The following is a 25,840-nucleotide window of genomic DNA, read 5'->3' on the forward strand; positions in this document are numbered from 1 at the left end:
TCATGCCCGCACGATGGTATCGATTAAAAACTGGAGCACGATCACACAGCCCGCTCCATAGCCCGCTCAGCCCAAGCGTTTTGTTCCAGCCGCACGGACTTTCGCCGTGGTGTTTTGGCACGCTGGAGCTCAACCCACGGCCACCACGAACTGCCTGTGCCATTGACCGGCGACCTTCGCCCCACCACTCACTCGGGCATCAGCTCGCCCCACTTTCATGCTGGTCAACCCGAGCGTACAGCCATGGCCGCAACTAGGTCACCCATGACCAACTCATTTCAGCCCCGTAAGCCAGCCGGGTCACCCTAGGGCGGGCAGTTCGACACAAAACCCCACGACCAGATCGGAAGCGCGCTTGATACGGGCGTGACCGCAGCCGCCGACTTTATGAATCGAGACGGCACAGTGAACTTCACCCGCGTGTTCGACAACTACTCATACGGACGCGGAGGCGACTTCTACACCTACGGCCCCGACTTTGACTGGCAAGACCACCTCAGCGACGCAGAACTAGACGAGCTCCTACACGGTGGCGCCAACATCGAAGCCTACTCCCACATTCTCGAATACGAATTCGACCACGTAGACGAGCAAACCGACCGGGCACTCGGCGAGCTGCGCGAGTCCATGACCCCCGACCAATGGGACACGCTGGTGAGCCAGGCCGGGGGAGAAAACAAGCTAGTGTTCGACGCGCGCGACTTCTACTCCCGACACATGGACCAAGGCGCGATCGAAAAGCTTGCCGGACAGACAGACCGCGCAGGATTCACCCACCACCTGAGCGAGGTCAGCGTCCCCGACGATGAGGATGTTCCCCTTGAGCAATTGAAAGCCGACCTGTTCAGCACAACCATGGACAGCCTTCAGCGCCTCGGCATTCCCGACACTGAACACAACCGTGCCACCATTGCCGCCATGGTCGACGAAATGGACGAGACGGACTACGGTGAAGACATTGCGTTCAGCGTGTCAGGCCAGACAAACCCCACTGACCTGCTGCTTGACTCGGACGGCCACGAAGCGTGGAACAAGGATGCCACCATGCGTTACGAGCGCCCCTGTATCATCATGACTTCAACAGCCGATTATGAGGGGCCACGCAGTGTAGGTGAGTTGGAAGGCGCTATCAGCGTTCCCCTCAGTGTTGACCCCGATAACAACCCGTATCCGATCGAAGCCTCCAGCCACGCTGAAAATGTGTGGGCTGCCCAACGTGTCGACCGGATCCCGGTAAGAGAGCAAGGCGAGAATTGAGCCGTCTTTTCAAGACCTCGGCGCAAGGACTCTCCGCTCCTTGTGGACGCGGCGGGAAGAACTCTGTAGTCGGGTGCCAGTTCTGGGTGCTCGTCCCACAAGGACGGGTGAGGAGGCACAGTTGAAAATCTCAATGACGGCAATTATCCGAAAGCACCTTGCAACGCTCACAGACGCGAGAACCGCGCGAATGAGCCCCACAGACATTCTCATCTTCTACGTCGTGCCTGTTGTCGTGGGCGTCCCGCTTGGCCTGTTCGTACCATCACTGGTGGGGTCGGGGGTGACTGGAGGACTGTCAAACGGTGGGCTGGCGTCTTTCGTGGCGGCAATCTTCGTGTTCTGGCTTCGACTGAAAATGCGCGACGAATGGGTAATGCCCGAGCGTATCGTGAAGAACACCAACGAACTGTTCGCCAACCTGGTGTACAGCGTCCTGGTCGCACTGTGCGGCGCCTGTGTGGCCAGTTTTGTCCCGCCTGTGTGGTGGGGCCGCGTATTGGTGGCCGTGATAGGGACTCACTGCGCCCTGGTATTCATGATGTGCCTGAAGAGGTTTGACCTCATTTTCAGGGAGCTGTGCACACGCTAGGCGTGCTCCAACTGCCCGCGCACGGACGTCACGGACGAGATGCTGCCGAGTCGCCAACAGGTTCCGCCCACGCCTGTACGCACGCCCCCACAGCGCACGCATACAGCTGGATGGTGGTGAGTGTGGCGTCCATGCCGCCGTTCTCCAGCAGCTCCACCTGTTCGACGTCACAGCCCAGAGTGTCGGCCACGTGCTGGATGCTGACCTGGTGGGTGTGGCGGATTTCGCGCAGCCGGTCCCACAGCTCGTAGGCGTTGATCGCCATGAGTGCTGCGGCACAGTCTGAGGGGTCGTCCGGGTTGAGCCCGAACATGCGCATCATTTCCAGTTCCATGCCCCTCCTTGTGGGACGGCCTAGTATGTGGCGTGTTCGGCCAGGAAGACCATCATGGAGTCCGTGTCGTTATCGGCAAACAGCCTGTCGAGCAGTTCGTTGTATTCGAGCCGGTCTGTGGCGGGGATGAGTATCGCATCGTACCCGTGGCTGAGCAGGGTGCCGTTCGCTATGGTCAGGCTCGTGCGCTTGTTGCCGTCCCAGTACAGTTGCGCCCTGGATGCGAGGCAGAAATACAGGCACGCCCGTTCCACGGGGTCGCGAACTTTTTGACAATTCTTGACTATTTCGTGGTAGACAGCGGGGAGTTCGCTGGGCGGTGGAGCCGTGTACGTGCCGCCACGGGCAAGCGCAACGTGTCCACCGTCGCCGCCAATATCGCCTTCGCCCCTGAAAACACCGGGAGCGAGAACCGAATACTGCGAGACCATCAGATTAATGCGGTCGCTCTGCTCGCGCCCCATCTGAAACTCTCCACTCTCGACAACGCTCGCCAGGTACTCGTTGGCGCGGATGAGCCCCAGCACTTCCTCCGTCTCGTGCGTGCTTTTACCACCCACACTGATGCCGGAAATGAGTGTACGCACTTCGGACAGGGTGAACGTTGAGCCTTCCCTGTTTGCCGCTGTCCACACGTGCTCGTCGAAAGTTGCGCGAAATCGGTACACGGCGCGGTCAACACCCACCATGTGGCTCTCGTTAATCTGTGCTGGCTGGCGCTGCGGTTTGGGGATTTTGCGGTACTGGTTGGAGCCTCGCTGGTAGTTGGAGTGTCGCGTCATTGTGCTTCCTCCCATGTTCGAATTGTGTTCACATGGTCGTGCCCCCACTCGGTCGCCATTGTGTCAACGAGCGCCCACCCTAGACGTACCCACCGTTGCAGGGGGGCGAGTATGGTTGTGCCGGTTCCCACCAGTGGGGTGAGGGGGAGAATCCAGGCGTGTCCGCCGTGTTCGGCGTTGTCGCTCAGTACACCTGCGACCTGATCGACTTTTGTGGTGTAGAAAATGTGCTCTCCGCCGACTTCGTTTAGTCCGGCTGCATGTAGGGCCATGGGACCGGAAGCGAACCAGGGCGTGTTGTTGACATCCTCCCCTGCCTGAAGGCGAGGGGATTCCGGGCGCTGCTAGTGGAGCAGCTTCCCGAGGTTTGCGCTTCGCGGGGACTGCGGGCAGTGCGATAGCTCGCCTGTCCCGTCTGACATTCCCTCCACGCCAGGCGATAGTCCTCGCCCGTGATTATGGAACGCGACCCATGCAATGTTGCGGGCGGCGTTAGTGTCAGCGTTGACAGTGACGCGGTAATTGGCGCACTGGGGGTTGCGACACGTGTAGCACGCTTGGTTCTCGCGGGCTCGCCTGTCGATCACCCCACATTCACTGCAACGCTGGGATGTGTAGTAGGCGGGAACGTGATGGATGGTCACGCCCGCCGCGTGGGCTTTGTATTCAAGAAGTGTTGCGACCTGTGAGATCCGTGCGGATGCGATGGAGCGTGACAGTCCGCGTTTGAGTGCTCTGCCGTTGGGGAGGTAGCGGCCTTTGTGGAGCGGGTCGGGGATGGACTGTGGTCGGCGCATCATTGCTGTCACGTTCAGGTCTTCTACCGCGATTTCATCGTAGGTGCGGACCAGTTGTGTGGTGGCTTTGTGCTGGGTGTCAGTGACGATGCGGGCTGCTTTGGCGTGGAGGTTGTGGACGGCTTTGTCGTGTGCGGCGAACCGTTTTGATACTCCTGCTTTCCTGTATTCGCGCTGGGTAGGGTATCCGGCTGTTTTGACGGCTCGTGCCATTGCTTTTTGGTGAGTGCGGATTTTGCGGTCAATTGTTGCCAGTCTGCGTGTAGGGAGGTCGTAAAATTCACCTTGCGCGGTGGCCAGGTTGTGTATTGCTCCACGGTCAATTCCGGTTTTCTGTCCGGTGGGTGTGCGCGTGGATTCTGTGGGGCGTGACGTGAAGGTGAGTGTGCGGCGGGTCCAGTTGACGTTGACGGACGTGTAGGGGTGGATGTCCTGGGTGAGTGTGATGTGGATGCGGATGGTGAAGCGCACTCCCGTGTCACGGTGGCGGGGTGGGTTTTGCCCGGTGATGGTGACGATTCCTGTTTTTCTGCCTGTGCGGTGGAGCCTGGCGTTGCGTCCGCCGTTGTACCAGCACACGAACCCGAGGCCGTCTTTTCGTCGTTTCCACCCTGGGGTTTTCCCTGGTTTGACGCCTTTTTTGCGGAGTGTTTCCCGGCGCGCTATTGCCGTCCACCACTGCGTGTTTTCGATTTTTTCTGCTGATTCTGCGACGAGTGTGGGGATGGCGGCGATGAAGGGTTCGTCCTGGCGTGTCTGGGCGAGGGTGCGCGTGTCGGGGGTTCCCAGTGGGATAAGGGCTTTTCCGGGGCCGTATTTTTTGCGTCGTGATCGAAAGGCGTTGAACCTGTAGCGCCACCCGTCGCACAACCATTCCATGACGCGTTCGGGCTGGCGAGTGTAAGTGGGGGTTCCGGTGTTGGTCAGGCCGATGAAGGGTGCGGCCCCGCGCAGGCTCACCCTGGTGATTACGACCTTCTGACTCATGCAACTATTTTACCACATTGGCCTGTAATGACGGTAGGCCTTGCGCGATTCACCACCCCGCCTGAAGACGGGGGCACCCCGCGCGCGCATTGTGGCGGCCACGTCAACCCATGTGGCTGCGATAAATGCAACACGCAGTGCGGTTCTTGGCTGCCCCTCCCGTCCCACAAGGAGGAGTATGAACGAGAACATGACGCTTAAAATCGGCAAAGAATACACGGACGTCGAATTCAACAGGACTTATGCGGGGGAAACAATCCTGGACTGCACGCAGTTCCACGCGTGCACGTTTACGGAGTCCGACCTGCACCGGGCGACGCTGTTCCAAAGCTTTTTCGGTGAAAGTACACTGAAAAAGTGTGACCTGAGTAGTGTCAGTCTTGTCGAAGGCGTGTTCGACGGCAGTGAAGTGGCCGACACGAACCTGACCGACGCGGATCTGTCTTACACGGGCATATACAGGACCACGTGGCGGGGTTGCACTGCCGACCGTGTTGACCTCGGATCGGCGAACGTGCGTGAAACCAGTCTGGAGGACTGTCAGGTGCGTGTACTGACGGCGAAGGGGGCTGCGTTCACCCAGGTGACGCTTGCCCGCGTGGATCTGGGTCGGATGGAACTGACAGACAATGGTATCCAGGATTTGGAGGCCCGCGACGTGCAGTTGACAGGCTCAACCTTGGACGGCGTGTTCGCTGACGGGGTGTTGCTGGAGAATTGCGACCTGCACTGGGTTCGAATCAGCAAGTCGTGGATAGACCGGCTCACGCTGCGCGCGTGTGATACGACCGGGATGACTGTTCGCGACACCACGTTCACCGGCTGTGACTTTACCGGCTGGCGGTTGGACAAGGTTGACTGTAAGCGGGTTGTGTTCGACTCCTGCACGTTCGACTTGGACGCGTTCCGCACACTTGTGCGGTTGCGGGATGCGGGCTTGGTTTCGCTTCGCGGCGACACTGACACGACGGCTTGGCGCTCACTGCGGAAGGCGGGTCAACGCTTTATGAAGTCTGGCGCAAGAATCCTCGACCCTTGTGGGCGTGAGTAGTTGATCAGCCGACTATGAGGGGCCACGCGGTACGGGCGATTCATCGGCGGTGTCTTTAGCACCGCCGGTCTCTCGCAATCTCAGCTAGCCGCAACTAGAACCCCCATGAGTTCTTTTCAGCCCCGCAAACCCGCCGGGTCACCCCAGGGCGGCCAGTTCGACAACAAGCCCCACGCCACCCTCGACATTGACCCGCTCGGAGAAAACTACACTCACGCCGACATGCGAGGCGCCAACCTTGCAGGGGCAGACATTCACCAAAGACGCTTCCTGGGCGTCACCCTCGACAACGCTGACCTCACGCTCGCAACCGGCACCACGCACATGACGGGAACCAGCCTGAATAACGCGCGACTCGACGGCGTCCAATCCATCCTCTCCACGTTCGACAACTGCACCTTCAGATCAGCCAGTGCCGCGCGCGCCAACATGCGAGACAGCCAGTTCACCCACTGCACGTTCGACAATGCCTCACTGGAGGATTCCACTCTCACCGCGTCAACATTCGCCCACTGCGAGTCCAACTTTGCTGACATTCGAGGAGCGAACCTGTCCTCCTCCACCACGACGCACGGCCTGTACAACCAGCTCAACGCCAGGAACACCACAGCCAACTACGCCACCATCACCGACTCCACGTTCACTGAAATTGACATGACACACGTGGAGGCCGACGAGCTGACCGTCAGTAAAACCAAGTTCGCGCGCACCAACTTCACCAACTCCACTCTCAATCATCTTGACGTGGACAACACGACGTTCACCAAGTGCATTTTCAGCGGCACCACGATGGACATGGCGGATGTGAGCGGGGGCAAGTTCCAGGATTGTAAGTTCACCGGAGCCACCGTCACCAACTCCTACTTTGAGGACTGTGACTTCACGAAAACCGACCTGACGCAGGCTGACGTGCGTGACTGCCTGTTCAAAAACTGCCGTTTTTCCGCGAACATGCAGGCCAGCATGGAACAGATGATCCGCAAGGGGAACAGCAGCATGGTCGGGTGCTGGTTTTAGAAGCACGTCCCACAAGGTGGAGCATGATACGAACCTACGCGGCACTCGCCGCCATCTCACTCGCACTCGCCCTGGGTACGTTGGCAAGCGCCACCACGCGGCTTGCTCACGCCTAGTCCCACCACAATTCCACGTTGTGCCCGTCCCACGACACTCCGTCCGGCTCGTCTAAAGCGTCCAGGTCGTAACGATCACGCACAGCACTGAACGCGCTACTACTGTCGTCAAAATCCCCATCCATTGGCAAGGTCACGGAGTCAATGCTCACCCGCTCGTCCATGCGCGGGGGTCGCACCACATAGCCGCCCACACGCCCACCATACTTGTGAGCCAACACGAGGAGCTGACCGGCCATAGGAGCACCATTTTGCCGCCCTTCAGCCACCGACTGGGGCAGCTGATTCAGCAGTGTTCCCGCATCTTCAGAGGACACGTTCTCAAATGGTGCGAAATCAAGACGAGGATCCTGCCAGGATTCGCCAATATACGGCTTCAGAGTGTCTTCCGCACCGCACTCGGCAACAAAACCCCGTGGGCCGAATATGCCTTCAGGCACAGGGTCGGGCAACGTGGCGTGGGGCTTGGAATCAAACTGGCCGCCCTGGGGTGACCCGGCAGGCTTGCGAGGTTGGAATGAAGTAGTCATGAGTAACCTAGTTGCGGCTGCCCATCTAGTCGCACCGCGAACGCTGAATCCGTCCCACAAGGAAGGCTGGAACACCACACCAGGAGGCCACCCATGGACACCATGCTGACGCCCGGCCAAGTCGCGGCACGCCAACACATCACCACAGGAGCCGTGTACTTGCGTCTCAAAAAAGGCCGATACCCTGGCGCTTACCGTCTCGGAAACACCTCGAAATCCCTGCGGCTCATACCAGCCAGCTCACTCGACGCCCGCCCCGCATCTTCCCGCACCACTCTCACCCACACCCACTATCGGGGCACAGCACCCACAGGCACACTCACACGCGCGAACGTGGACGGGCTCACCATCACGAGCGCCACCATCAGCGGACTCCACCTGCACAACTGCAACGGCAGCATCACGCTGGACGACGTAACAGGCACACGCGTCACACTCACCAGCTCAACACTGGCAGAAAGCACCCTCACACGCGCGCGCCTCACAAACGTCACGCTCACCACCTTGTACGCCCCACGCTCCATACTCGAACACTGCCACCTCACACACGTGAAAGCCCACTCCGCCACACTGTCAGGTGCCGTCATAGCCGACTGCACACTGGAGGACGCTGACATGGCGCACACCGCCCTGAACGGGGCGCACGTCGACCAGTGCGACCTGCCAGGCGCCACACTCCACGGATCCAACCTGACCGGCACCACCATCACGGACACGAACCTGGAACACGCGCTCATGAGTGGAACCACTCTCGACGGGGCGACACTGACAGACACCACCCTCACCCACGCTTGCCTGAGCGGGATGCTTGCGCGCGACGTCACCATAACCGACTGCACTTTAACTGGCGCCACCATGATGGGAGCCACCATTGCGAACTCGACGCTGACCGATTGTGACCTGCGGGGAGTGGACTGGGTTGGTGCGCATCTTCTTGCCGTGCGCATGGTTCGCTGCCGCCTCGACACGTCCGCCACAAGCGCCCTGACCAGCGTTGATACTACTGACTGTTCGTGGCACTGAACCCGGTACGCGAACACCAGGCGCGTCCCACAAGAGGCGTTAGAAGGGGAAAGGCCCCCTCTCAAGAAAGGTTAGGTTACTACCATGGCTCAAGAACCCACCCTGACAATCGTTGGAAACCTGACGAGCGACCCGGAGCTGCGGTCCGTCAAGTCCGGCAAGTCCGTCTGCAACCTCACCATCGCGTCCACCCCACGCTACTTCGACAAGAACTCCGGCGAATTTGCTGACGGGGACACCATGTACATGGACGTCACCGTGTGGGCACCACTGGCCGACAATGTTGCCGACAGTCTGCGCAAGGGGATGCGCGTGATCGCCACCGGCACCGTCCGCCAGGAAAACTGGGAAACCAAGGAAGGCGAAAAGCGTCACAAGCTCGCTTTGACCGCTGACGCTATTGGCCCCGAACTGCGTTTCGCAACGTGCGACGTCACCCGCACCACTAAGGGCGCCAGTGACGATGACGATGCGCCGCGTAAGCGTTCCAAGGCCCCGGCCCGCAAGGCGAAAGCCCAGCCGAAAGCCGAGCCCGTCGTTGAAGAAGACGAGTTCGACGACGAGTGGTGACATTCACTGACCTGACGGGGGTGACCGCCCACAGTGGTGGCACCCCCGTTCGGTGCGCGTAGAAAGGGATGCGACGGTGGACGCGTACGACCAGCTGCACGGCAAGAAGCCCGAGAAGGTGCCCACACCTCTGCGCGCCTCACGAAAAGACAGGGCAGTGTTCTACCTGTCGTCCAAACGCGTCTCCCGCACCATTCTCATCACGTTTATCACGCTCACTGTCATCGCGGTCGGCCTGGCCGTGTGGAAACTCGCCCCCACGTGGGCACCCCAATCCGCCCAGTCCACCGTGGTGGTGCGCGAACCGTCCGTACCGGAAGTGATGCTGGAAAAGAAAGCCCGGCTGCGCCTGTTGATCGACGACGCTACGACCCTGGCCGCCAAACCGCCTGAAGGGGCTGACACGGCGAGGCTGACGCAGCTGGTCAATGACGCCACCACGCTGCTCGACGGGACTGTCATTGACGATTACGACACGACTCTTGCCGACTTGAAGGCCGAAATTGAGAAGGTCCGCACGTTCAAAAAGCCGGTGGAAAAGCCGAAGAAGCCCGAACCAGCGCCCGAGCCAGCTCCCGCCCCAGCCCCTGAACCGGCGCCTGCGCCTGAACCTGCTCCCGCCCCAGCCCCCGAACCGGAACCCGAATACGTTCCACCTGCCCCATCCAGGGCGTCCACGTCCAGCACAGTCACGTGCACGGGACCAGCCAGCGTGTCGTTCAGTGCGAGTGGCGGCGGAACAGTGACATTGAGCGCTGGTGGACAGTCCACGTCCGGCAGCGGGTTCGCAGCCCTGACAGTATCCACGTCCGGCACGGTCACAGGTGTGGCCGAGGGGGACGGGTCGGTGAACATTTCGTTCTCCTGGTCGTCCGACGCAGCCACCTGCTATTAGGAGCGAAGTTCGCGTTCTTCACGCCCGATCGACTGGGTTTGCTGGCGTTCACCGGGCGTTTTCCCCGGCTCCACGGGTGTGCCAGTCACGGGCGCGGGTGTGACGGGTTTCGGTGCTGGAACGTCTGCGCGCCTCTCCTGGCTGGGGGAGGCCATGTGTCGCGGCCTGGTGGGCTCTGCCTGGCGGGGCAGTGGTTCGACGGGCTCTGCCTGGCGAGCTGGCGGGTCAACCGTGCGTGATGCCTGCGGGGGTGCGGCCTGATCCTGCTGAGACCCAAAGATGCGCTCGAAACGCTCCTCGCGTCTGACAGCCTCCGCCTCCATCGCGTCATAGTCCGGCGGGGGAGCGTACTGCGTCGGGTCCTCCGCCTCGGGCACGTACTCCGGTTCGGGCGGCACGTCGCGCACAAAACCAGGCTCCGTCGGCGCACCGGCAGGCTGGCTCTGCGGGGACAAAGCCCCACCGGCAGGCTGACCCTGCAAGGTAGCCGCCTCGCGGCGAGCCTGAGCAGCAGCCTTCACCCGGTCACGCTCCAGCTCAGCATTCACCTTATTGTCAAAATCGGCAGCCTTCTGCGCCAGCTCGCGTTCCTGACGCATCCGGTTCACCTCATCGAGCAGGGGTGCCTGACGGCGGTCACGAATATGCCTCACCGCGTTCGACGCGGCGGACTGGACGGCGGGGAATCCGGCCAAAGCGGGTAACGCCAACGGTGCGAGAGTTCCCAGGGCCCCGGCAGCCAAAACCCCTGCGCCACCCAGAGCAGCCACTTTCGCCACGCTGCCACCCACCATGCGTGCGCGCTCACCGGCAGACGCGCCAGCCCACTTATCACGCAACTCTTCGGCACTGGACACAGCCCCGCGACCCACGTCAGCAGCCAGGTTGGATACGCGACCGCCATGATCGACAAGCTTCGGAGAATCCGCGAGACGCACATCCTGGGTTCCGTCCGACTGTACGGACACAGAATCAGGCACGCCACCACGACGTAGATTCCTGCGCGCCTGCTTGAGCTCCGAACCCGACGGAGCGTTCTTCGCCATCTTCGAGTTCGACAAGTTGGACGCAACCTTTTCACCCGTACTCGTGCCACCAGCCTTCGCGCCGGTCAGCTTCTTCGCGCCAGCTGACGCCAGCCTTCTGGCAGCACCCGCACCATTACGCGCGGCACCCTGCATCGCGCCCATACCACCGGCACCAATCAAACCGCCCATCATGCCGTAGCCGAGCGCACCTTTCGCGCTGAGCGGGTCAGGCATGTGCAGCATGTTCTTGAAGAACATCTTCAAAATGAAGGCGGCACCCAGAGGGGCGACAGCAACCACCACCATCTGACCCATCGACAGGGGGCCATCCGTCGACCCGACGCCAGCCAAACCGTCCGTCGTCAAAATAGTCAGGAACACGAGCGCACCCAGGATCAGTGAATACCCGAACCCGACAATCACCACGCCCACAAACTCTTTGAAGAACTTCTTCACCAAGTGGTCGTCCGACTTGCCAGGCCACAGTGAAATTACCAGGACCAGCAGCATCAGCAGCATGTACACCAGAATCGCAATCTTGGAAATCACGATCACCAGTGACGCGCCAGCAAACACGATCATTGTTGTGAAAGCGGTCAGCACGTACATGAACGCGTTTGCACCACCGGGAGCGTCCCCATGTAGTTTCGCCAGGTAGTTCACTATGCTTTCACGCTGATACGAGTCCATTCCACCACTCGTCACGTGGTAGATGTCCGATGGTGTTTCACCAGCATCCAACGCATCGTAGTTGGCGACAGACCCCTCCACGTTCTTGCCGAAAAACAGGAAGTTCTGGTTCGGCTTCATGACATTCTTGTCTTGACCGTTCGCGTTCCACCACAGGTTGCAGCCCGCCTCCAGGTCGGACGCGTCATGCAGCGGTTTCCATTTTCCTTCAGCGAACGCTGCCTTCACGCTCCCACCAGGCTCACACACAGCCCACCCGACCATCGCCTGGTCGATCACGTAGCTCGTCACGTCGATCTGTGTCTTGTCATCAAACACGGGGTAGTTCGCCGGACCCCACGCGGGGGCAGAAGCGTTTGCCTTGACACTTTCAGTCACGTCAATACCACGATTAGCGATCGCAGCCTGCTCGGACGGCGGAATGTTCGACTGCCACTCCAACAGGTGACAGTAATTCTTGCTGGCAAAATAGCTCGACCCCAGCTGCTCGTCCTGCCAGATTCTCAGCCCCGTGTTCTCCCACAGGCTCGACAACAATAGTGGAACGGTCGCGCTACCCTTATACCCGCTGTCGCGTGTCGTCTGGCTCGTGTACGCGTTACGCAGCATGTTGACATACTGGCCGCACTCGAAGCTGCCGCGCCCACTCGTGTCAGCCAGATCATTACTGTTCGACACGATGGAGAACTGGGCGATACTTGACGCGCCCGCATCAATCACGTTTGACGTGGTTTGGGCGAACCAGCCGGGAGATAAGAACCCTGGGTTGAACCCGTCGTCACCGCCTTTCGTGGTTTGGGCGGCGCCCGTCACCATCGCGCCGATCAGGCTGAGCGTCACAATGGACATGCCCAGCTTGCGGAACGCCATCATTCCGGCATTACGCCGATACGTCTGCCACAGCACCCAGATCACGGCGCACCCCATGAGCGCGGGAATAATGATCGTGGAAGGGTCCAGAAGCAGTTTCCCCAGCTTGCCGACCACGCCGTCAATCTTCGCGCCCGCACCTTTGAGCACATCCAGGTTGGACGCCCACTCGGTCACCGCCATTGTCACCGACCACAACGCGTTACCGACCGTCATGAACATGGAGTGGGACGCGCCTTTAGTGATGGTGCGGATCTGAGTGGGGATATTGAACAGGCCGGACGGCTGCCGCTGGTGAAGAAGCGCTGTCGCATCTTTCCACCGGTACAGGGGCAGGCACGAACGCTCCTCGCAGTTGAACTCTGCGTACGGGTCTTTGACGGGGGCGGCGGGAAAAACAGTGGGTTCAACCGTGGACAAGGCGAGTGGCTGAACCGGTTGAGCCTGCGCGGGGGTGGCGGCCATTGCGGCCACCATGAACGCCACAACGGCAATCAGAACGACACACCACGAGGTGCGCACGTACGACCACGCTTCACGAACCACTGTCTTATACATTCAGCAGACTCTCAATCTTGTGGGACACGTCCTCATCCGGCTCACCCATCGTCCCCACGAGGCAGCGTTGGGACAGTGTGCCGTTCGTGCGGACAGACGGGTCGACTGTGCGCGTGCCCACCACGAACGTCCCTATTTGTTTGCGGGCCTTGCGCGAATCCATGAGTGCTCTGTACTGCGGGAGCCTGCGCGAATCGTTCGTGCGCATGACGAACAGCGCTTCCGCAGCCCCCACGACCAGCGGCAAGGCGAGAACCGCGTAATAGCCGATCAGGGGCCACACGAGCGCCATCACTATCAAGCCGACCACACTGGAAGCCAGGGCGACACCGAACGTTTTCGGCTTCACGTCCACTGTCGCCACGGTGATCTCACGCAAATCGTTACGCCGATCACCGATCAGGGTCGTCAGGTCATAGCAGTACACGCCTGTGCGCCTACACGGTGCCGCCGCCGATACTCATGACCGACATGATCGAGTTAATTACCAAGTCGATAATGCCCAGCATGATCGGCAGAATGAACCCTGGCGCGGCCAGGACAGCGCCCACGATACCGGCCCACATGACTTTCTGGGCGCCTTGACCCATGCCAGCAGAACCGGAGCGGCGTCGTTCCATCAGCCACATGACCAACGCCACGACCACCAAAAGCGCGCCAATAACAGTTAAAAGAGTGGTAATGCCTCCGAGCTGGCCTTTCACCTGCGCCCAAAACACATTCCACCCGCCAGCAAGATTCACCTTTTCGGCACTCACCAGCACCCTCGACACGAACATGACCGTACCTTTCTCTACGACCCATACACTTCTACTAATGCGACAAAACCACGCCATCGCACCGTTACGTCACACAGTTGCGGCTCACAAGCCAAACGAATGAATCTTCTTCTCGTTACGCTTGTTCGCGGTCGCCACGCTCGACTCCCACATCATGTCCGCAGTAGGACCCAGGCGCACCAGCTCATCCACAATCGCCTGCTTGCGTCGCGTACTACACCGGCCAAACGGGGCAAACAACGCGTCCTGAAGGGAAGTGTCCACACCGTCCTCCCACGCGCGCGCCACACCCAGCACGCCACCCTCACTGCTCAACACCGCGTTACGGGCACCAGCAGCCTCACGGCTCGACATCGACCCCACTTTCACCATCGGAGCGTCATGCGCCTCCGCAACAGCATTCCACGCAATCATCCGGGCACCCCTCGCCCCGCCACGCATCTTGTTCGACGTCAAATTGTCCGCAGCAGCCGACCACGCGTCCCACGGGGAGTCCGTAAACGACGTGGGTTCACGGTGGAAAAACTCGCGCGGCGCAGTATCCGACTCACGAAAAATCCGGCGCACACGCAGCGCCACAATATCCTCCTCAGAATCAGTCAACGGCCTACCCATCTTGTTTTCCAACTGGCGCACAGCCGACTGCCACCGCTGCCCAGCCGCACGCTCATTCACAATGCGCTCAGCACGCTTCTCAAAATGCTGCTGCTCACGAATCAGGTCTTCCATCGCGCCCGAACCCGCAGCCATCGTGTTAAACGCGCCCTCAGAATCCGACATTTCACGGGCCATCCTCCGGTGAAACCCCTTGATCGGACTCCGCTTCCCGCCATACTTTTCACGCCACGTGGAACGAATCTGTTCGGCCAGCTCATCCTCCTCACTGGTCGTCAAGTTATGGCCTTTCACCTGCTCCAGGTTGTCACGCTCCACCGAATAGATAGCACCGGCCTTCACGTCCACACTGTTCAGCGACCCTCTGAGCGCGTCACGCACCACGTTTCGGGCAACACCGCCCACAAACTGGCCCACGTCACGAAGGCCCTGCTTATCCTCACGCTCATACACTTTGGCACACACTTCAGACGCCAGTTCTTCAACATCCAGTTCCGACAAGTCAACCTCACCGCGAAAATGCGTGTGGTAGCGGGACACGTTGAATCTGCCAAGAGTACGAATCACCGCTTCACGCGAATACTCCAGGAGCGCACGCGGATCCTTCTCCACCATGTCCCACGATGGGAGAGACCAAATGGACCCTTGGAGAACCGGCTCGTCCAGTTCCGGCATGATCTGGTCGTGCGGCTTATTGTCAAACTGCCCGCCCTGAGGGCTCCCGGCAGGCTTGCGAGGCTGAAACGAGGAAGTCATGGGGGACCTAGTTGCGGCTCAAAGTCACCCGGCACACAAGGTACGCACCAGCTTGCCGCGACACCCATCAAAGACTCGGCCAAGCCTTGTCAGGCACAGCCCCGGAGCTATTTGCCTGTCTTCTGCCCGCATGTTGCTGGTCGGGTGGGGGGTACCTTGAGCGAACACACACCCCATCACCACGCTTGAGTGGAGTGGTGCGAAAGTTGGGCGGGTCAGCGCACGAGCAAGCGAAAATCAGCCCGCATCGACATCAGTTGGAACTCGCCACCAGGGAACGCGCATTCCACAACGCCGCGCCCCACGACAGCAACCAGCCAGCCACCCCCACGCGCGACAACCCCACTAACACGGGAGCAACCAGCACAGCCCCCACCAGGCACACCGCGCCACACACCACCAGCATCGCGCTCACACTCAACGCGTCCGCCACACTCCCCGCACTGACCAGGCAGCGACCCAACACCACCATCGACGGGACAGGCACCGCGCACACAACCACCAGCACACCAAAAAAACCGCCACCATGAGCGCCCACCAGCCACGACAACGCCATGCCTATCAGGACACTCACAGCCAGCCACACCCACCCGGCATCCACTTTCGCATCATTCATGCCCCTACTTGTGGGACGCGGATGTGACTAACGCCACCCAAACCGTGGCCGGGCACTCGCCCACGCCAACACGTTACCCGCACCCACAACCACCACATGCTCCTCACACCCCTCGGGAGCATTAAAAAACCTCACATCCCGCACATCATCGTGAATCCACGCCGACGCAGCACACTGATCCGTCACATCCAACACCGACTCCACCACGCGCACACGACGAGGATCCCTCAACCCCATATTCGGGCGGCGACCACAATCCACCACACCCACGCGCTCCACGCTCGCCACCTTCACCTGCACATACGCCTCACTCGGCTCCTCACCATCATCAGAATCCACACTCTCCCCACCAGTCACCTCCACATCCACCAGCGCACACACCACATCCCCCACACGCGGCGCATCCTCACTACGCTCCACAGACTCCACCACGCGCGAAAAGCCCACACCCGTCACCACACGACGATCCGACCCCTCCAACTCCACGCGCACATACCGAGACTTCCGCCCCTGACGCACATCCCAGCCCGTCAACACGCCCACCACGCGCACACGAGCACCCGCATCACCCACGCCAACATCCGAAATGTCCACCACATCAAAACCGCGAGCCTCACACCACTCACCCACCTCGCCAGACAAACGAACCAACGGTGACACGCCCAGGCCCGCACCCAGACGGGCACGCTGACGCGCATCCGCCTCCAACACTCCAAACGAAAACCTCGGAACAGGCACATCCCACTCGCGCGCAGACCGACACACCATCAACACCCCCAAACGAGACCCAAACGCATCCAACGCGCCCGCATCCACCAACGCCTCAACCGCCCCCATCGTCATCTTTTTCGGCGCAATACGACGCATCAGATCCGCCAATGACGTAAACGGCCCGGACTCCTCCCGCTCCGCCACAATCGCCTCACCAGCCTTCCCCACGCCCTTCACCTCGCCCAACCCCATCAACACTTTCCCGCCCACCGCCGTCGTCGACACGGCAGACGAATTCACGTCAGGCGCACAAATCTGCACGCCCTCAGCAGTCAAAGAACTCAACATGTCCGCACGCTCACGATCCTTCGACCGCTCCGTTATCGCCAACACTGCCGCACCGAACTCCGCAGGCCACGACGCCTTCAAATAGGCACACTGCCACGCCACATGCGCATAACACGCCGCGTGAGACTTGTTAAACAAATACGACGCCGACCCCTCAAACACGCGCCACAACCCCTCCAACGTGGACAGGCTAAAACGCACACCCCCCGGCCCTTTCCCAGATTGCGCGCCCTCAAAAAACACGGCACGCACCTCATCCATCAAATCCTTCTTCTTCTTCGAAAACGCCTTACGCAACCGGTTCGTCCACGCCGCATCCAAACCGCCAACAGCCGACCCCAACGCCATCAACTGCTCCTGGAAACAACACGTCCCAAACGTCTCATCCAACACGGACGCAATCACCCGCTGCTCATCCGCCCGACCCGTCAAATCGTCATACGACACGGCCTCACGCCCATTCTTCCGCCGCGCATACGTGTGATGCATGTCAGCCGCCATCGGGCCGGGACGATACAGGGCAACCAGAGCAGTCACATCCGCAATGTTCGTCGGCCCCACCTCACGCGCCAACTTCTTCATCCCATCCGACCCCAACTGGAACACGCCAGCCGTCCTGCCCTGCGCAATCAACTCAAACGCGAGGCGATCACGCTCACGACCCACCTCAGACGTGTCAGACCCAGGACGCAACACGCTGAAATCCACATCCACCCCATAATTCGCGCGCACCATGTCACACGCCAACGCAATCAGATCCAACGTCTTCAACCCGAGCACATCCAGCTTCAACAAGCCGATCTCCTCCAAGTCGCCACCCTCCCAACCGGCAACCCTGGGAGCGCCCTCCACCGGCTCACCTTTCACGCGCTCATAACGCAGCGGCACCAGCTCACCCAACGGAGCATCCGCCACGATCGTTGCACACGCGTGGATCGAATTCGACCGGACCGACCCCTCCATCACGCGAGCAACATCCAACACGCGCACAGCATCCTCACCATGCTTTCTCATCACGCGCCGGAACGGCTCACCCACAGGATCATCCCCCACAGCCACCGCGTCAATCGGCAACGGAGCACCCTCAAACACGGGAACCTGCTCCGCCAACTGAACCCCCACGCTCGGCACGTCCAACACGCGCGCAGCATCCTTGAGAGCCTGACGCGACCGGTCAATACCGAACGTCCCCACACGCGCCACATGATCCACCCCATAACGGCGCTGCAAATACTCCAACACTTCCAGGCGGCGACCCCGCTCAAAATCCGTGTCAATATCCGGCAACCCCACGCGCTCAGGGTTCAAAAACCGTTCAAACAACAGCCCATGCTCCAACGGGTCCACATTCGTGATCCCAAGGCAGTACGCCACGCACGACCCGGCAGCACTGCCACGCCCCGGCCCCGTACGGATCGGCTTCTTCACCCCCTCATCGCCAGGCAGGGGGTCCGTAGAATGACACCACCGGATCAGATCATGCAAGATCAGGAAGTAGTCCGCCACGTCCGCGCCAGTAATGACGGTCGACTCCCAGCGCAACCGGTCCGCCACCCTTTTCGGCAGGTGGCCAGGTCGCGCAGGATCCTCCCCATACTTTGCCAACGCGCCCCGCTTGACCAGGTGGTGGAAATACCGAACGCTCGACTCCCACCCGTCCGGCAAGTCAAAATGCGGCAACAGTGACGACGGTTCGGGGGCCACATCCCGCCCAATACGCTGAGCCAGCCTCACCGTCTCATCACACGCGCGACCCCACCAGTCCTCACTACGCAGCGCCCGCATCTGAGCCTCACTGCGCACATGGTAACCCTGACCGTTAAAACGGAACCTGTCACTATCCTTCACACGCTTATGGGTGGACAGGCACAGCCACGCGTCGTGCGCCACATCGTGCGACTCGTCCAAAAAATGCGCGTCATTCGTGGCCACCAGGGGCAGATCGTACTCCTCGGCCAGATCAGCCAACAGTGGGGCAGTCTCCTCCTCGCCCGCAATACCGTGACTCATGACCTCCACATACACATTGTCCTTGCCGACCGCGCGAATCATACAGTCCAAAGCGTCGCGCGCACCCTGCTCATCACCCATCGACAGGTGGGTTGCCACCGGCCCGCCCAGACAACCCGACAGGACGATCACGCCCCGCCCGAACTGCTCAAGCAAGTCATAGTCAACCTGCGGGTGATACCAGTAGGAATCTTCCGCAGCGTTCATCATGCGGATAATGTTGCGATACCCGTCTTCATTTTCCGCGAGCAGAGTGATGTGGTAGTAGCGACGCGTTTTCGTGCCCGCATCCTCACGGTCCACACTCCCCGAATCTCCCGGCACCTCCAGCACCTGACGGTCAAAACGCCCACCAATCGCCAGATAGGCTTCCACACCGTAAATAGGGAACAGGCTGCGCCCCCGGCACGCCCGGTGCAACGCGCGCCACCCCATGATCGACCCGTGATCCGTGATAGCCACGGCACTAGCGCCAGCCGCCTCCTCGTGCGCCGCCAACTGACCAACCTGGGTGAGCCCATCCAGGGGGGAGTGTTCCGTGTGCGTGTGAAGATGAACAAACATGGCGCCTCACTACTCGGTAGTTTCTAATGCGTTCTGCCCCTCCTTGTGGGACGGTGATCCCACACGCGCCGCCACCACCCGCGACGCACAGGCGACAACACTGTCAACGGCTGCGCACACCTCACCAGTTCGGCAGCGCCAGCCTCCACACACCGAGCCCCATACCCCAAATCGAGAGCCACGTTCGCAATCACCAGGACGCCCGCCAAAAAACTCTGACGCGCCACAAAACCCGCACGCTCACCCGTCATCGTGTCCGCCAACGCGACCTTCGGTTCCGACCAGCCCGGCTCACGCACCTGAATCTCCAGGTCACCCACCTCGTCCGACAGTTCGCCCATCAGCGCGTCCACCAGGTACACGGCGTTACCAACCGGAAGATCCATGTTCGCATCCACCCACGCGAGCACCATGTCCGCCACAGCCAGATCAGCCATCACGTGCGCAGTGGGGACAAAAACGTGCGTGTTACCAACCGGAATATGGAACCCGTCCACCAGGCTCACACCTCAACCCGGTCGACAGCCCGAAGCGCAGCCTGCGGCACGGTCTCACCAGCAACAGGCTCACCCAACGCTCGGCACACCAACGCAGCCATCGCCAACGCGTCCGCCTGATTATTGTCCTGCACGTCCACATTCGGGTAGCGGCGCGCCACCGCGAGCAGAACAGCATCCTTGTTCGCGTTCCCACGCCCCGTCGCATACATGGCGCGAACCGTGGGCGGAACCACCACCGTACGCACCCCAGCAACCCACAAGCTGTACGTCAACAACGTGAACAACCCGTACAACTGGACAAGACTACGACCCTGGGAATGCATGGACGGGCCTTCAACAACCACAACATCCACCCCCTGAGCCGCCTCCAGCACGCTCGACACGATCAGGCGCAAACGCTCATTGCCACGCATCTTCGGCTTGAGTGACCACACGCGCTCCACCCGGCCCGAACAGACCAGAGCCAGGCCACTACACGTCAGCGACTGGTCGACCCCCAGCACTTTCACTGAGCCGCAGGCCACAGCAAGTCTTCCGCCATGCGGGCAGCATCCTCATAAAAGCTGCGAATCTCCACGAACGAGCGCAACGCCTGACCAGCAAGCGTGTTCACCGCATCCATGTCCACCTCGCTCATTGCAGCCAAAACGAGCGCATCCTTGGCCATCTGGTCAAACCCGCCAGGGTAAATAAACAGGTCACGAGCATTCTCGCCAGTAAACGCGTGAGTCAGACAAATATCGGCCAGGCCAGCCAGGGACGCCACAGCGTCAGCGTTCGCGCGAGCACCATACTCGTCGAACCCGCCGACAATCAGCCGGGTCTCATCGACCAAATACGCCGCATGATGATACGTGGAGTACGCCCACAACAAGGGCAGGTAATCCACGAGTTCGCGCATCGCCCACGACGGGTCAGCCTCATTAAAGCGGCCAGTCAGATCAACAGAGTCCAGAACCTTATCCTCACCGCCCGCCAGCCACACGCCGATACGCGCCTGGTGGGCAGGGTCCAGCACGTCAAAACCGTAGGGTTCCAGTACGTCTTCCCACGTTCCCGACTCCACGTCGTACAGTCCAGCACGCGTCACCTCCACCATCACGCGAGCCACGTGCGCGGCAGGATCCTCACTGAGTCCACAGCGCTCATCCACCACGAGCGTCGACAGGTTTGTCGGCAGCCACATGAGCGGGTGACACATGAACGACGGTTTCACACCCTCCCAGCGTTTGCGACCGTTCGGCCACTGCGCGGGCGTGACGGGCACGGGCATGACGCAGCACGGGTCGTACTCAAGCTGAGGGACGGGTACGCCGGACAGCTGAGCGAACGAATTATGAGCATCCAACACGGACATCGGGTCAGTCGTGGGGAATAAAGCCTGCCCAGGGCTGGTAATAAGTTGGCGGCGCACCGTCATGGCAGTCATCCTTTACAAGTCAGTTACGGGCGCTCCACGCCCATGCTGACCCTCCTTGTGGGACGATACGCCAACTGGCGCGACACGACCGTCAGCCTTCAGGCTGACCCTCAATCACCCGGTCGGGAGCCCACTCCATGAAATACTCCACCGGACCCGTCGGCATCATTTTCGGCATCTCATCCACACGCCACCCCACACTCGTGCGCACCATGCACGCCTCCTGCCCGTTCACACCGCCAAACGGATTGACCTGGCCATCCCAGCCACGCACGTTGATCTCAAACGCGGTCGTCAAGCAGATTCTGTCCGGATTTTTCTGCTCATCCACAGCAGGAATCGTGTACAAAATACGCACCGAATACAACATGTTCGAGCTCATGGACAGTGTGTAACGCCAATTCTCCAACTGGAGGTCAGTCAGCTCGGGAAGGTTCGAGCATGTGCGCCCTGTCCCGTACTCGGCGCACGCCTCCTGCACACCCACCAGCGGGGTAGGGGAGTCCTCGTCAATCCTCCAGGCCGCATCCAGAAAATGCGCAGCCGCGTCGGCAGCCTCCCACACATCCTCATCCGCATACACGCCATTGTTGGGAACAAGACGCAGGCTCGCGAACCCGCCGTTTTCAGGCAGGCGATCGGGATTCATCGTGGTCGGCCACGAGGTTGAAAACTGTGTTGTTCCGTCGCCTTCCACAGGCGCAGTGGGTGGGGTGGGAGGGCGGCGCTTTGCAACGGGGGAGGCTGACTGGGTGGCGTCCGTGTCAGGCGAGTCCGACTCGTCATGTCTGACAGTTCCGCCCGCGCTTTGAGCATCCGACTGGGCCACGGATTGGGCCACGGACTGGCCAGTGTCACCGGGCGGTACGGGGCGGAGCCACCACACTAAGAGTCCGCCTACCACGACGAAAACACCGATCATGATGCCAGCGATTATTTTCCCGCGCCGATCACTCATCGCATACCTCCACACACCTATTTCGTCGCAAACGGCCTGCCCACCTGACTCATCAAATCAGCCCCGTACAGCGGGACCTCACGCAGCGTCAAACCAGGAGCAGGAGCCTCAATCATTTTCCCATCACCTATATACATCGCCACGTGATACACACCCATTTCGTTATTCTTCCAAAACAACAAGTCACCCGGCTGCGCCTGAGAACGCGGAAACTTTTTCGACCACGCGTACTGCTGGGCCGCCGTGCGAGGCAACTGAATACCTGCCTTCGCGTACACGTACATCATCAACCCCGAACAATCAAACGAATCCGGCCCCGACGCAGCCCACACATACGGCTTACCCACATGACGACGAGCCTCCGCAATCACACCCTTCGCATCCGCTGACACAGGGCCACACGCCCCACTACCAGAGGTCACCCCCGCCACCATCTGCCTGGCCGCAGCGTAATACTTCCTGTAGTTACTCCCATCAGAAAACGCCGACCGCTGAACAGCCTGCGCCACCACCCACGGATCCAGACTGTACCGCGACGTCGGTGTCCCGTTCACACGCTTCGACGACTCATACACGTACAACTTCGGGTCCGTCAGAGAATTCAAAAACAGGTTCGTCGCCTTTGCTGGATCCATCCGGTCAGCCTCAGGCCCCCATCCCGAACGCTGCTGAAACAACCCACGCGAATCCGGACCGGCAGCATCGCCATGCCCAATGTTTTTCAGTGACGACTCCGCCATCGCCACCATCACGGCAATAATCGCGTCTTCCGTTTTCAACCCGCGCTTCATCGTCGCCTCAATAATCGCCTTCGCGTTTTTCACCTGGTCAGCAGACGTGAACGAACCCGCACCCTTGACATCCCCCGACAACGTGAAACACATGTCCGTCGACGAGTCCCCGTCAGCAATGGCACCCGCATACGCTGAATCCGAATTCGTAGCTGACAGTGCTGCGCCCACCATCAACGGCACAGACAACGTGGACAACGGGCCGATCAGCGACAACACCACGCCACCCACCAGCAGGCCTTTTATCACTTTCGACCCGGCTTTCGACGAGGCAACCTTCTCCACCGCCTTACCGGCAGCCTTCGACCCTGTGTACGCCGACACGGCCACACCCGCAGCCTTCGACGCGGCAGCCGCACCCTTATCCAAGGTGGACGGCCCTTTCTGCCTGGGCGCACCAGGATTCGGATCGCCAGCAGGCACACTCGGCTTCATGTCTTCGCTCATCACGCCCCCTCATGGTTGCGGCCAACACGCAACACACTCAACACCACGCGCCTTCGAAAACGTCTGCTACACTCACAATCAGTAGATCCCCGGTCAAGCCTCTAGCCCTCATGGGCAACGCGCACATGACCGGGGCCTTTTAACTACATCTGAACATGGCAATACCCACACTGCCAGTGGATCCTAGGCCGTGACTGGAACGCAGCAGTGAACATTCTTGTCGCCGCAGGGGTGTGTAGGGACCGTCAGGCGCACCCCCCGTACGCAGGCGAACCCACCAAACACGCTTTCGTCAAGTTCGCGTAGGAACACCCTCGCCTTCAGGCAGGGGAGGGCGTCAAGCCTGTCAGGCAGCATCACCAGCATGAAGCTCACGATGCCACTGCCGTGGATGACCGAGAGCATGACCCGTATGGAACTGGCCGCACAGCGAACACTTGAACGCGCGGATCGCGCCCGACGGATCCAGCCTGCGCGCCTCACGCCTGGCAGCACCACGAGACGCCCAACAGCATTTACCCGACGGGCAGTCCGCATTCCAAAACGGCTGATCGCTCACGCGGCGCGGATGATGCAAAAACCGCGACATCACGACCGCCTCCACTCGAAAATCTTCTGGCCAAACTCGCGGTCAAACGAGGAGCGATCCAGCAGTGGGAGCAAAACAGACGCATCTACCTGCACGCGCTCCACAGCCTCACCCCCCACAGGCTCACCATTGCGCAGCACGCACTCCACTCGCGGCACGCTCTCGCCATCCGGCCACACAAAACTCACGGCATCAGCGCCGAACGCCTGGACAGCATGTTCGCCAATCACGTCCATCACTCCGTCCGACAGGATGCGTTCAGCGTGGGCGACACGCACCTGGAGGATTTCGACCTCGCGACGCAGACGCGCAAGAGTGGACAGGCCCTCAACGACGTTATCAGTGGGAATCAACATGGGAGAAAAACCTTCCTTGGAGTTACCCCGCCGCAAGAATATGACGACGGGCAGCCACCAGCGCGTCACACACCAGGTCACACGTGCGCACCGTTTCCTCCAGGGCTTGCCTCGCCTGGGCTGACGAAAACGGGGAAATAGCTGATAAAGCTTGTGCGCGCACACGTTCCTGGGATGCGATCTCACGGGCCACGTACGCCAAAGCCCGATCACGCGAATTATTTTTGGCAGCCATGTTCAATCTTGTGGGACGGACAGTCAGCCCGTGTCACCGGATAGTGCGGAAAACCCCGCCTTCAGGCGTGGGGAGGAATCACGACTCGAAAAAACGCGAAATACCGGAAAAAACACGCCTCGACGCCGACAGGTTCGACCACCGGGAACCACACGATGAACACCATGCGGCAGTGGGATCCATGTCCAGCGCACGCTTCCCGCACCTGGGGCACTCACCATCCCAGCCGGGCGCCTCCACCACGAGAACGTCCTTGTCCAGCTGGAGGTTCGCCTCTTGAATGCGGCCACGTTCCCGCTCGGCCACCCAGTCGCCAAACAGCTGCCCCACCGCCATGAGAGTACGCCGGTCGGAGGGCAGCGCCTCACACATTTCACACGCCCGCCAGTAATAGTCAGCCATGCGGGAGACGGCCTCACTGTTCGATGACTGCTCATACCGCCACGACGTCGCGTAGGCACCCACCTTGACCCCCGCCTGGCGAGAAGCAAAGCCGATGAGTGTGACGACCTTGTGGGCGAACTCATCACTGATCTCACCGATCGGCTCGCTTTGTACTTTCGCGATCGCGATCCTGGCAATCTGCACGTCATCTAGCGACCCGAATGTCAGACGCGCGTGCTGGCAATACGCCTCGAACGCGCCGTCATAGTCGTCGCCAAACGCACCCAGGTCGAGCTCTGCTTTTGAAGCGTCCAGATCAACGGGGGAGTGGGGCTTAGAGTCGAACTGTCCGCCCTGAGGGCTCCCGGCGGGTTTGCGTGGTTGAAAAGAACTCATGATCAACCTAGTTGCGGCTAGTGGAGTCTGCCTGGGGTGAATAACTTAAAGGTCGGGCGAGGAAGCACCTGGGCGGGTGATGGGGCGAAGGTCGGTGGTCAACGGCGCAGGCAGTCCGTGGTGAGTGTGGGTTGAGCTCCAGCGTGCCAAAACACCCCGGCGAAAAGTCTTGCGGCTGGGATAAAACGCTTGGACTGGGTGGTGCGAAAGTTGGTCGGGCTGTGTGATCGTGCGCCAGTTTTTAATCGATACCATCGTGCGGGCATGA

27 protein-coding genes are annotated in these 25,840 nt (G+C 60.5%); 7 read left to right on the forward strand and 20 right to left on the reverse strand.

What is annotated here, in order from left to right; genetic code table 11:
• The first annotated feature begins 366 nt into the window (after positions 1–366).
• On the forward strand, positions 367–1,257 hold the full coding sequence (locus HMPREF2975_RS06995) for a hypothetical protein (protein ID WP_070726695.1): 891 nt from the start codon (positions 367–369) through the stop codon (positions 1,255–1,257).
• 190 nt (positions 1,258–1,447) lie between these two features.
• Complete coding sequence (locus tag HMPREF2975_RS07000) at positions 1,448–1,849, forward strand: hypothetical protein (protein ID WP_141757320.1); 402 nt, start codon at positions 1,448–1,450, stop codon at positions 1,847–1,849.
• Between the two features lie 28 nt (positions 1,850–1,877).
• Here HMPREF2975_RS07000 and HMPREF2975_RS07005 read toward each other — a convergent pair whose 3' ends face one another.
• The 4 genes from HMPREF2975_RS07005 to HMPREF2975_RS07020 form a co-directional block, all read right to left on the reverse strand.
• The gene (locus tag HMPREF2975_RS07005) at positions 1,878–2,183 is read right to left on the reverse strand and encodes a helix-turn-helix domain-containing protein (RefSeq protein ID WP_070726700.1); all 306 of its coding nucleotides are present in this window, start codon (positions 2,181–2,183) and stop codon (positions 1,878–1,880) included.
• Between the two features lie 20 nt (positions 2,184–2,203).
• Positions 2,204–2,965: a Fic family protein gene (locus HMPREF2975_RS07010; protein WP_083314462.1), complete on the reverse strand. Its 762-nt coding sequence runs from the start codon at positions 2,963–2,965 to the stop codon at positions 2,204–2,206.
• Positions 2,962–3,237 carry a hypothetical protein gene (locus HMPREF2975_RS07015; RefSeq protein WP_070726702.1) on the reverse strand — a complete coding sequence of 92 codons (276 nt, stop codon included), beginning with the start codon at positions 3,235–3,237 and terminating at the stop codon, positions 2,962–2,964. Before HMPREF2975_RS07015 ends, HMPREF2975_RS07010 begins: the two co-directional genes overlap by 4 nt.
• A gap of 72 nt (positions 3,238–3,309) precedes the next feature.
• Positions 3,310–4,749, reverse strand: a complete 1,440-nt coding sequence (locus tag HMPREF2975_RS07020) for an RNA-guided endonuclease InsQ/TnpB family protein (RefSeq protein WP_083314463.1) — start codon at positions 4,747–4,749, stop codon at positions 3,310–3,312.
• Between the two features lie 178 nt (positions 4,750–4,927).
• Here HMPREF2975_RS07020 and HMPREF2975_RS07025 point away from each other — a divergent pair, with 178 nt between their 5' ends.
• Both HMPREF2975_RS07025 and HMPREF2975_RS07030 read left to right on the forward strand, forming a co-directional pair.
• Positions 4,928–5,800, forward strand: a complete 873-nt coding sequence (locus HMPREF2975_RS07025) for a pentapeptide repeat-containing protein (RefSeq protein WP_070726705.1) — start codon at positions 4,928–4,930, stop codon at positions 5,798–5,800.
• Between the two features lie 105 nt (positions 5,801–5,905).
• Entirely contained in the window at positions 5,906–6,817 is a 912-nt protein-coding gene (locus HMPREF2975_RS07030; RefSeq protein ID WP_070726708.1) for a pentapeptide repeat-containing protein, read from the forward strand.
• A 112-nt stretch (positions 6,818–6,929) separates the two neighbouring features.
• Here the strand turns inward: HMPREF2975_RS07030 and HMPREF2975_RS07035 are convergent, their stop codons facing one another.
• Positions 6,930–7,463: a hypothetical protein gene (locus HMPREF2975_RS07035; protein ID WP_070726710.1), complete on the reverse strand. Its 534-nt coding sequence runs from the start codon at positions 7,461–7,463 to the stop codon at positions 6,930–6,932.
• 93 nt (positions 7,464–7,556) lie between these two features.
• Between HMPREF2975_RS07035 and HMPREF2975_RS07040 the strand changes: the two genes are divergently transcribed.
• The 3 genes from HMPREF2975_RS07040 (at position 7,557) to HMPREF2975_RS12535 (ending at position 9,951) form a co-directional block, all read left to right on the forward strand.
• A complete protein-coding gene (locus tag HMPREF2975_RS07040) occupies positions 7,557–8,486 on the forward strand; it encodes a pentapeptide repeat-containing protein (protein WP_070726712.1) in 930 nt (309 codons plus the stop codon).
• Positions 8,487–8,570: 84 nt separating this feature from the next.
• Positions 8,571–9,056 carry a single-stranded DNA-binding protein gene (ssb, locus tag HMPREF2975_RS07045; protein ID WP_070726714.1) on the forward strand — a complete coding sequence of 162 codons (486 nt, stop codon included), beginning with the start codon at positions 8,571–8,573 and terminating at the stop codon, positions 9,054–9,056.
• Positions 9,057–9,132: 76 nt separating this feature from the next.
• A complete protein-coding gene (locus HMPREF2975_RS12535; protein ID WP_227469310.1) occupies positions 9,133–9,951 on the forward strand; it encodes a hypothetical protein in 819 nt (272 codons plus the stop codon).
• Here the strand turns inward: HMPREF2975_RS12535 and HMPREF2975_RS07055 are convergent.
• The 15 genes from HMPREF2975_RS07055 to HMPREF2975_RS12795 all read right to left on the reverse strand — a co-directional run.
• The gene (locus HMPREF2975_RS07055; RefSeq protein ID WP_070726720.1) at positions 9,948–13,097 is read right to left on the reverse strand and encodes a chromosomal replication initiator protein DnaA; all 3,150 of its coding nucleotides are present in this window, start codon (positions 13,095–13,097) and stop codon (positions 9,948–9,950) included. The two genes, HMPREF2975_RS12535 and HMPREF2975_RS07055, sit on opposite strands and share 4 nt — an antisense overlap.
• Positions 13,090–13,524: a hypothetical protein gene (locus HMPREF2975_RS07060; RefSeq protein ID WP_070726721.1), complete on the reverse strand. Its 435-nt coding sequence runs from the start codon at positions 13,522–13,524 to the stop codon at positions 13,090–13,092. The genes HMPREF2975_RS07055 and HMPREF2975_RS07060 overlap by 8 nt, the downstream gene beginning before the upstream one ends.
• 10 nt (positions 13,525–13,534) lie before the next feature.
• Entirely contained in the window at positions 13,535–13,876 is a 342-nt protein-coding gene (locus HMPREF2975_RS07065) for a hypothetical protein (protein WP_070726723.1), read from the reverse strand.
• An 84-nt stretch (positions 13,877–13,960) separates the two neighbouring features.
• Positions 13,961–15,247: a hypothetical protein gene (locus tag HMPREF2975_RS07070; protein WP_070726725.1), complete on the reverse strand. Its 1,287-nt coding sequence runs from the start codon at positions 15,245–15,247 to the stop codon at positions 13,961–13,963.
• 253 nt (positions 15,248–15,500) lie between these two features.
• Positions 15,501–15,863 (reverse strand): hypothetical protein, encoded by a 363-nt coding sequence (locus HMPREF2975_RS07075; RefSeq protein ID WP_070726727.1) that lies wholly within the window; start codon positions 15,861–15,863, stop codon positions 15,501–15,503.
• A 27-nt stretch (positions 15,864–15,890) separates the two neighbouring features.
• Positions 15,891–19,496, reverse strand: coding sequence for a DNA polymerase III subunit alpha (locus HMPREF2975_RS07080; RefSeq protein ID WP_070726729.1), 3,606 nt, complete (start codon positions 19,494–19,496; stop codon positions 15,891–15,893).
• 23 nt (positions 19,497–19,519) lie between these two features.
• Positions 19,520–19,993 carry a hypothetical protein gene (locus tag HMPREF2975_RS07085; protein ID WP_141757321.1) on the reverse strand — a complete coding sequence of 158 codons (474 nt, stop codon included), beginning with the start codon at positions 19,991–19,993 and terminating at the stop codon, positions 19,520–19,522.
• A gap of 5 nt (positions 19,994–19,998) precedes the next feature.
• Positions 19,999–20,520, reverse strand: a complete 522-nt coding sequence (locus HMPREF2975_RS07090) for a RuvC family protein (protein WP_070726733.1) — start codon at positions 20,518–20,520, stop codon at positions 19,999–20,001.
• Positions 20,502–21,416 (reverse strand): hypothetical protein, encoded by a 915-nt coding sequence (locus HMPREF2975_RS07095; RefSeq protein ID WP_141757322.1) that lies wholly within the window; start codon positions 21,414–21,416, stop codon positions 20,502–20,504. The genes HMPREF2975_RS07090 and HMPREF2975_RS07095 overlap by 19 nt, the downstream gene beginning before the upstream one ends.
• 91 nt (positions 21,417–21,507) lie before the next feature.
• Positions 21,508–22,374, reverse strand: a complete 867-nt coding sequence (locus HMPREF2975_RS07100) for a hypothetical protein (RefSeq protein WP_141757323.1) — start codon at positions 22,372–22,374, stop codon at positions 21,508–21,510.
• 17 nt (positions 22,375–22,391) lie between these two features.
• Positions 22,392–23,612: an NlpC/P60 family protein gene (locus tag HMPREF2975_RS07105; RefSeq protein ID WP_070726739.1), complete on the reverse strand. Its 1,221-nt coding sequence runs from the start codon at positions 23,610–23,612 to the stop codon at positions 22,392–22,394.
• Between the two features lie 588 nt (positions 23,613–24,200).
• Positions 24,201–24,557, reverse strand: coding sequence for a hypothetical protein (locus HMPREF2975_RS07115; RefSeq protein ID WP_070726742.1), 357 nt, complete (start codon positions 24,555–24,557; stop codon positions 24,201–24,203).
• A gap of 22 nt (positions 24,558–24,579) precedes the next feature.
• Positions 24,580–24,792 carry a hypothetical protein gene (locus HMPREF2975_RS07120; RefSeq protein WP_070726744.1) on the reverse strand — a complete coding sequence of 71 codons (213 nt, stop codon included), beginning with the start codon at positions 24,790–24,792 and terminating at the stop codon, positions 24,580–24,582.
• A 78-nt stretch (positions 24,793–24,870) separates the two neighbouring features.
• On the reverse strand, positions 24,871–25,572 hold the full coding sequence (locus tag HMPREF2975_RS07125; RefSeq protein ID WP_070726746.1) for a hypothetical protein: 702 nt from the start codon (positions 25,570–25,572) through the stop codon (positions 24,871–24,873).
• Between the two features lie 45 nt (positions 25,573–25,617).
• On the reverse strand, positions 25,618–25,840 hold a 223-nt coding region (locus HMPREF2975_RS12795), incomplete at its 5' end, for a hypothetical protein (protein WP_227469311.1).

The organism is Actinomyces sp. HMSC065F12 (assembly GCF_001814535.1).
GTDB lineage: Bacteria > Actinomycetota > Actinomycetes > Actinomycetales > Actinomycetaceae > Pauljensenia > Pauljensenia radingae_A.

Bases quoted from the DNA above. Each gene is read 5' to 3' on its own strand.
- HMPREF2975_RS07120 (WP_070726744.1), bottom strand. From the start codon at position 24,792: ATGGCTGCCAAAAATAATTCGCGTGATCGGGCTTTGGCGTACGTGGCC.
- HMPREF2975_RS07040 (WP_070726712.1), top strand. From the start codon at position 7,557: ATGGACACCATGCTGACGCCCGGCCAAGTCGCGGCACGCCAACACATC.
- HMPREF2975_RS07100 (WP_141757323.1), bottom strand. From the start codon at position 22,374: ATGAGTGATCGGCGCGGGAAAATAATCGCTGGCATCATGATCGGTGTT.
- HMPREF2975_RS07010 (WP_083314462.1), bottom strand. From the start codon at position 2,965: ATGACGCGACACTCCAACTACCAGCGAGGCTCCAACCAGTACCGCAAA.
- HMPREF2975_RS07095 (WP_141757322.1), bottom strand. From the start codon at position 21,416: ATGACGGTGCGCCGCCAACTTATTACCAGCCCTGGGCAGGCTTTATTC.
- HMPREF2975_RS07115 (WP_070726742.1), bottom strand. From the start codon at position 24,557: ATGTTGATTCCCACTGATAACGTCGTTGAGGGCCTGTCCACTCTTGCG.
- HMPREF2975_RS07080 (WP_070726729.1), bottom strand. From the start codon at position 19,496: ATGTTTGTTCATCTTCACACGCACACGGAACACTCCCCCCTGGATGGG.
- HMPREF2975_RS07105 (WP_070726739.1), bottom strand. From the start codon at position 23,612: ATGAGCGAAGACATGAAGCCGAGTGTGCCTGCTGGCGATCCGAATCCT.
- HMPREF2975_RS07005 (WP_070726700.1), bottom strand. From the start codon at position 2,183: ATGGAACTGGAAATGATGCGCATGTTCGGGCTCAACCCGGACGACCCC.
- HMPREF2975_RS07035 (WP_070726710.1), bottom strand. From the start codon at position 7,463: ATGACTACTTCATTCCAACCTCGCAAGCCTGCCGGGTCACCCCAGGGC.
- HMPREF2975_RS07000 (WP_141757320.1), top strand. From the start codon at position 1,448: ATGAGCCCCACAGACATTCTCATCTTCTACGTCGTGCCTGTTGTCGTG.
- HMPREF2975_RS07025 (WP_070726705.1), top strand. From the start codon at position 4,928: ATGAACGAGAACATGACGCTTAAAATCGGCAAAGAATACACGGACGTC.
- HMPREF2975_RS07065 (WP_070726723.1), bottom strand. From the start codon at position 13,876: ATGTTCGTGTCGAGGGTGCTGGTGAGTGCCGAAAAGGTGAATCTTGCT.
- HMPREF2975_RS07055 (WP_070726720.1), bottom strand. From the start codon at position 13,097: ATGTATAAGACAGTGGTTCGTGAAGCGTGGTCGTACGTGCGCACCTCG.
- HMPREF2975_RS07075 (WP_070726727.1), bottom strand. From the start codon at position 15,863: ATGAATGATGCGAAAGTGGATGCCGGGTGGGTGTGGCTGGCTGTGAGT.
- HMPREF2975_RS07020 (WP_083314463.1), bottom strand. From the start codon at position 4,749: ATGAGTCAGAAGGTCGTAATCACCAGGGTGAGCCTGCGCGGGGCCGCA.
- HMPREF2975_RS07015 (WP_070726702.1), bottom strand. From the start codon at position 3,237: ATGGCCCTACATGCAGCCGGACTAAACGAAGTCGGCGGAGAGCACATT.
- HMPREF2975_RS07070 (WP_070726725.1), bottom strand. From the start codon at position 15,247: ATGACTTCCTCGTTTCAGCCTCGCAAGCCTGCCGGGAGCCCTCAGGGC.
- HMPREF2975_RS07125 (WP_070726746.1), bottom strand. From the start codon at position 25,572: ATGAGTTCTTTTCAACCACGCAAACCCGCCGGGAGCCCTCAGGGCGGA.
- ssb (WP_070726714.1), top strand. From the start codon at position 8,571: ATGGCTCAAGAACCCACCCTGACAATCGTTGGAAACCTGACGAGCGAC.
- HMPREF2975_RS07030 (WP_070726708.1), top strand. From the start codon at position 5,906: ATGAGTTCTTTTCAGCCCCGCAAACCCGCCGGGTCACCCCAGGGCGGC.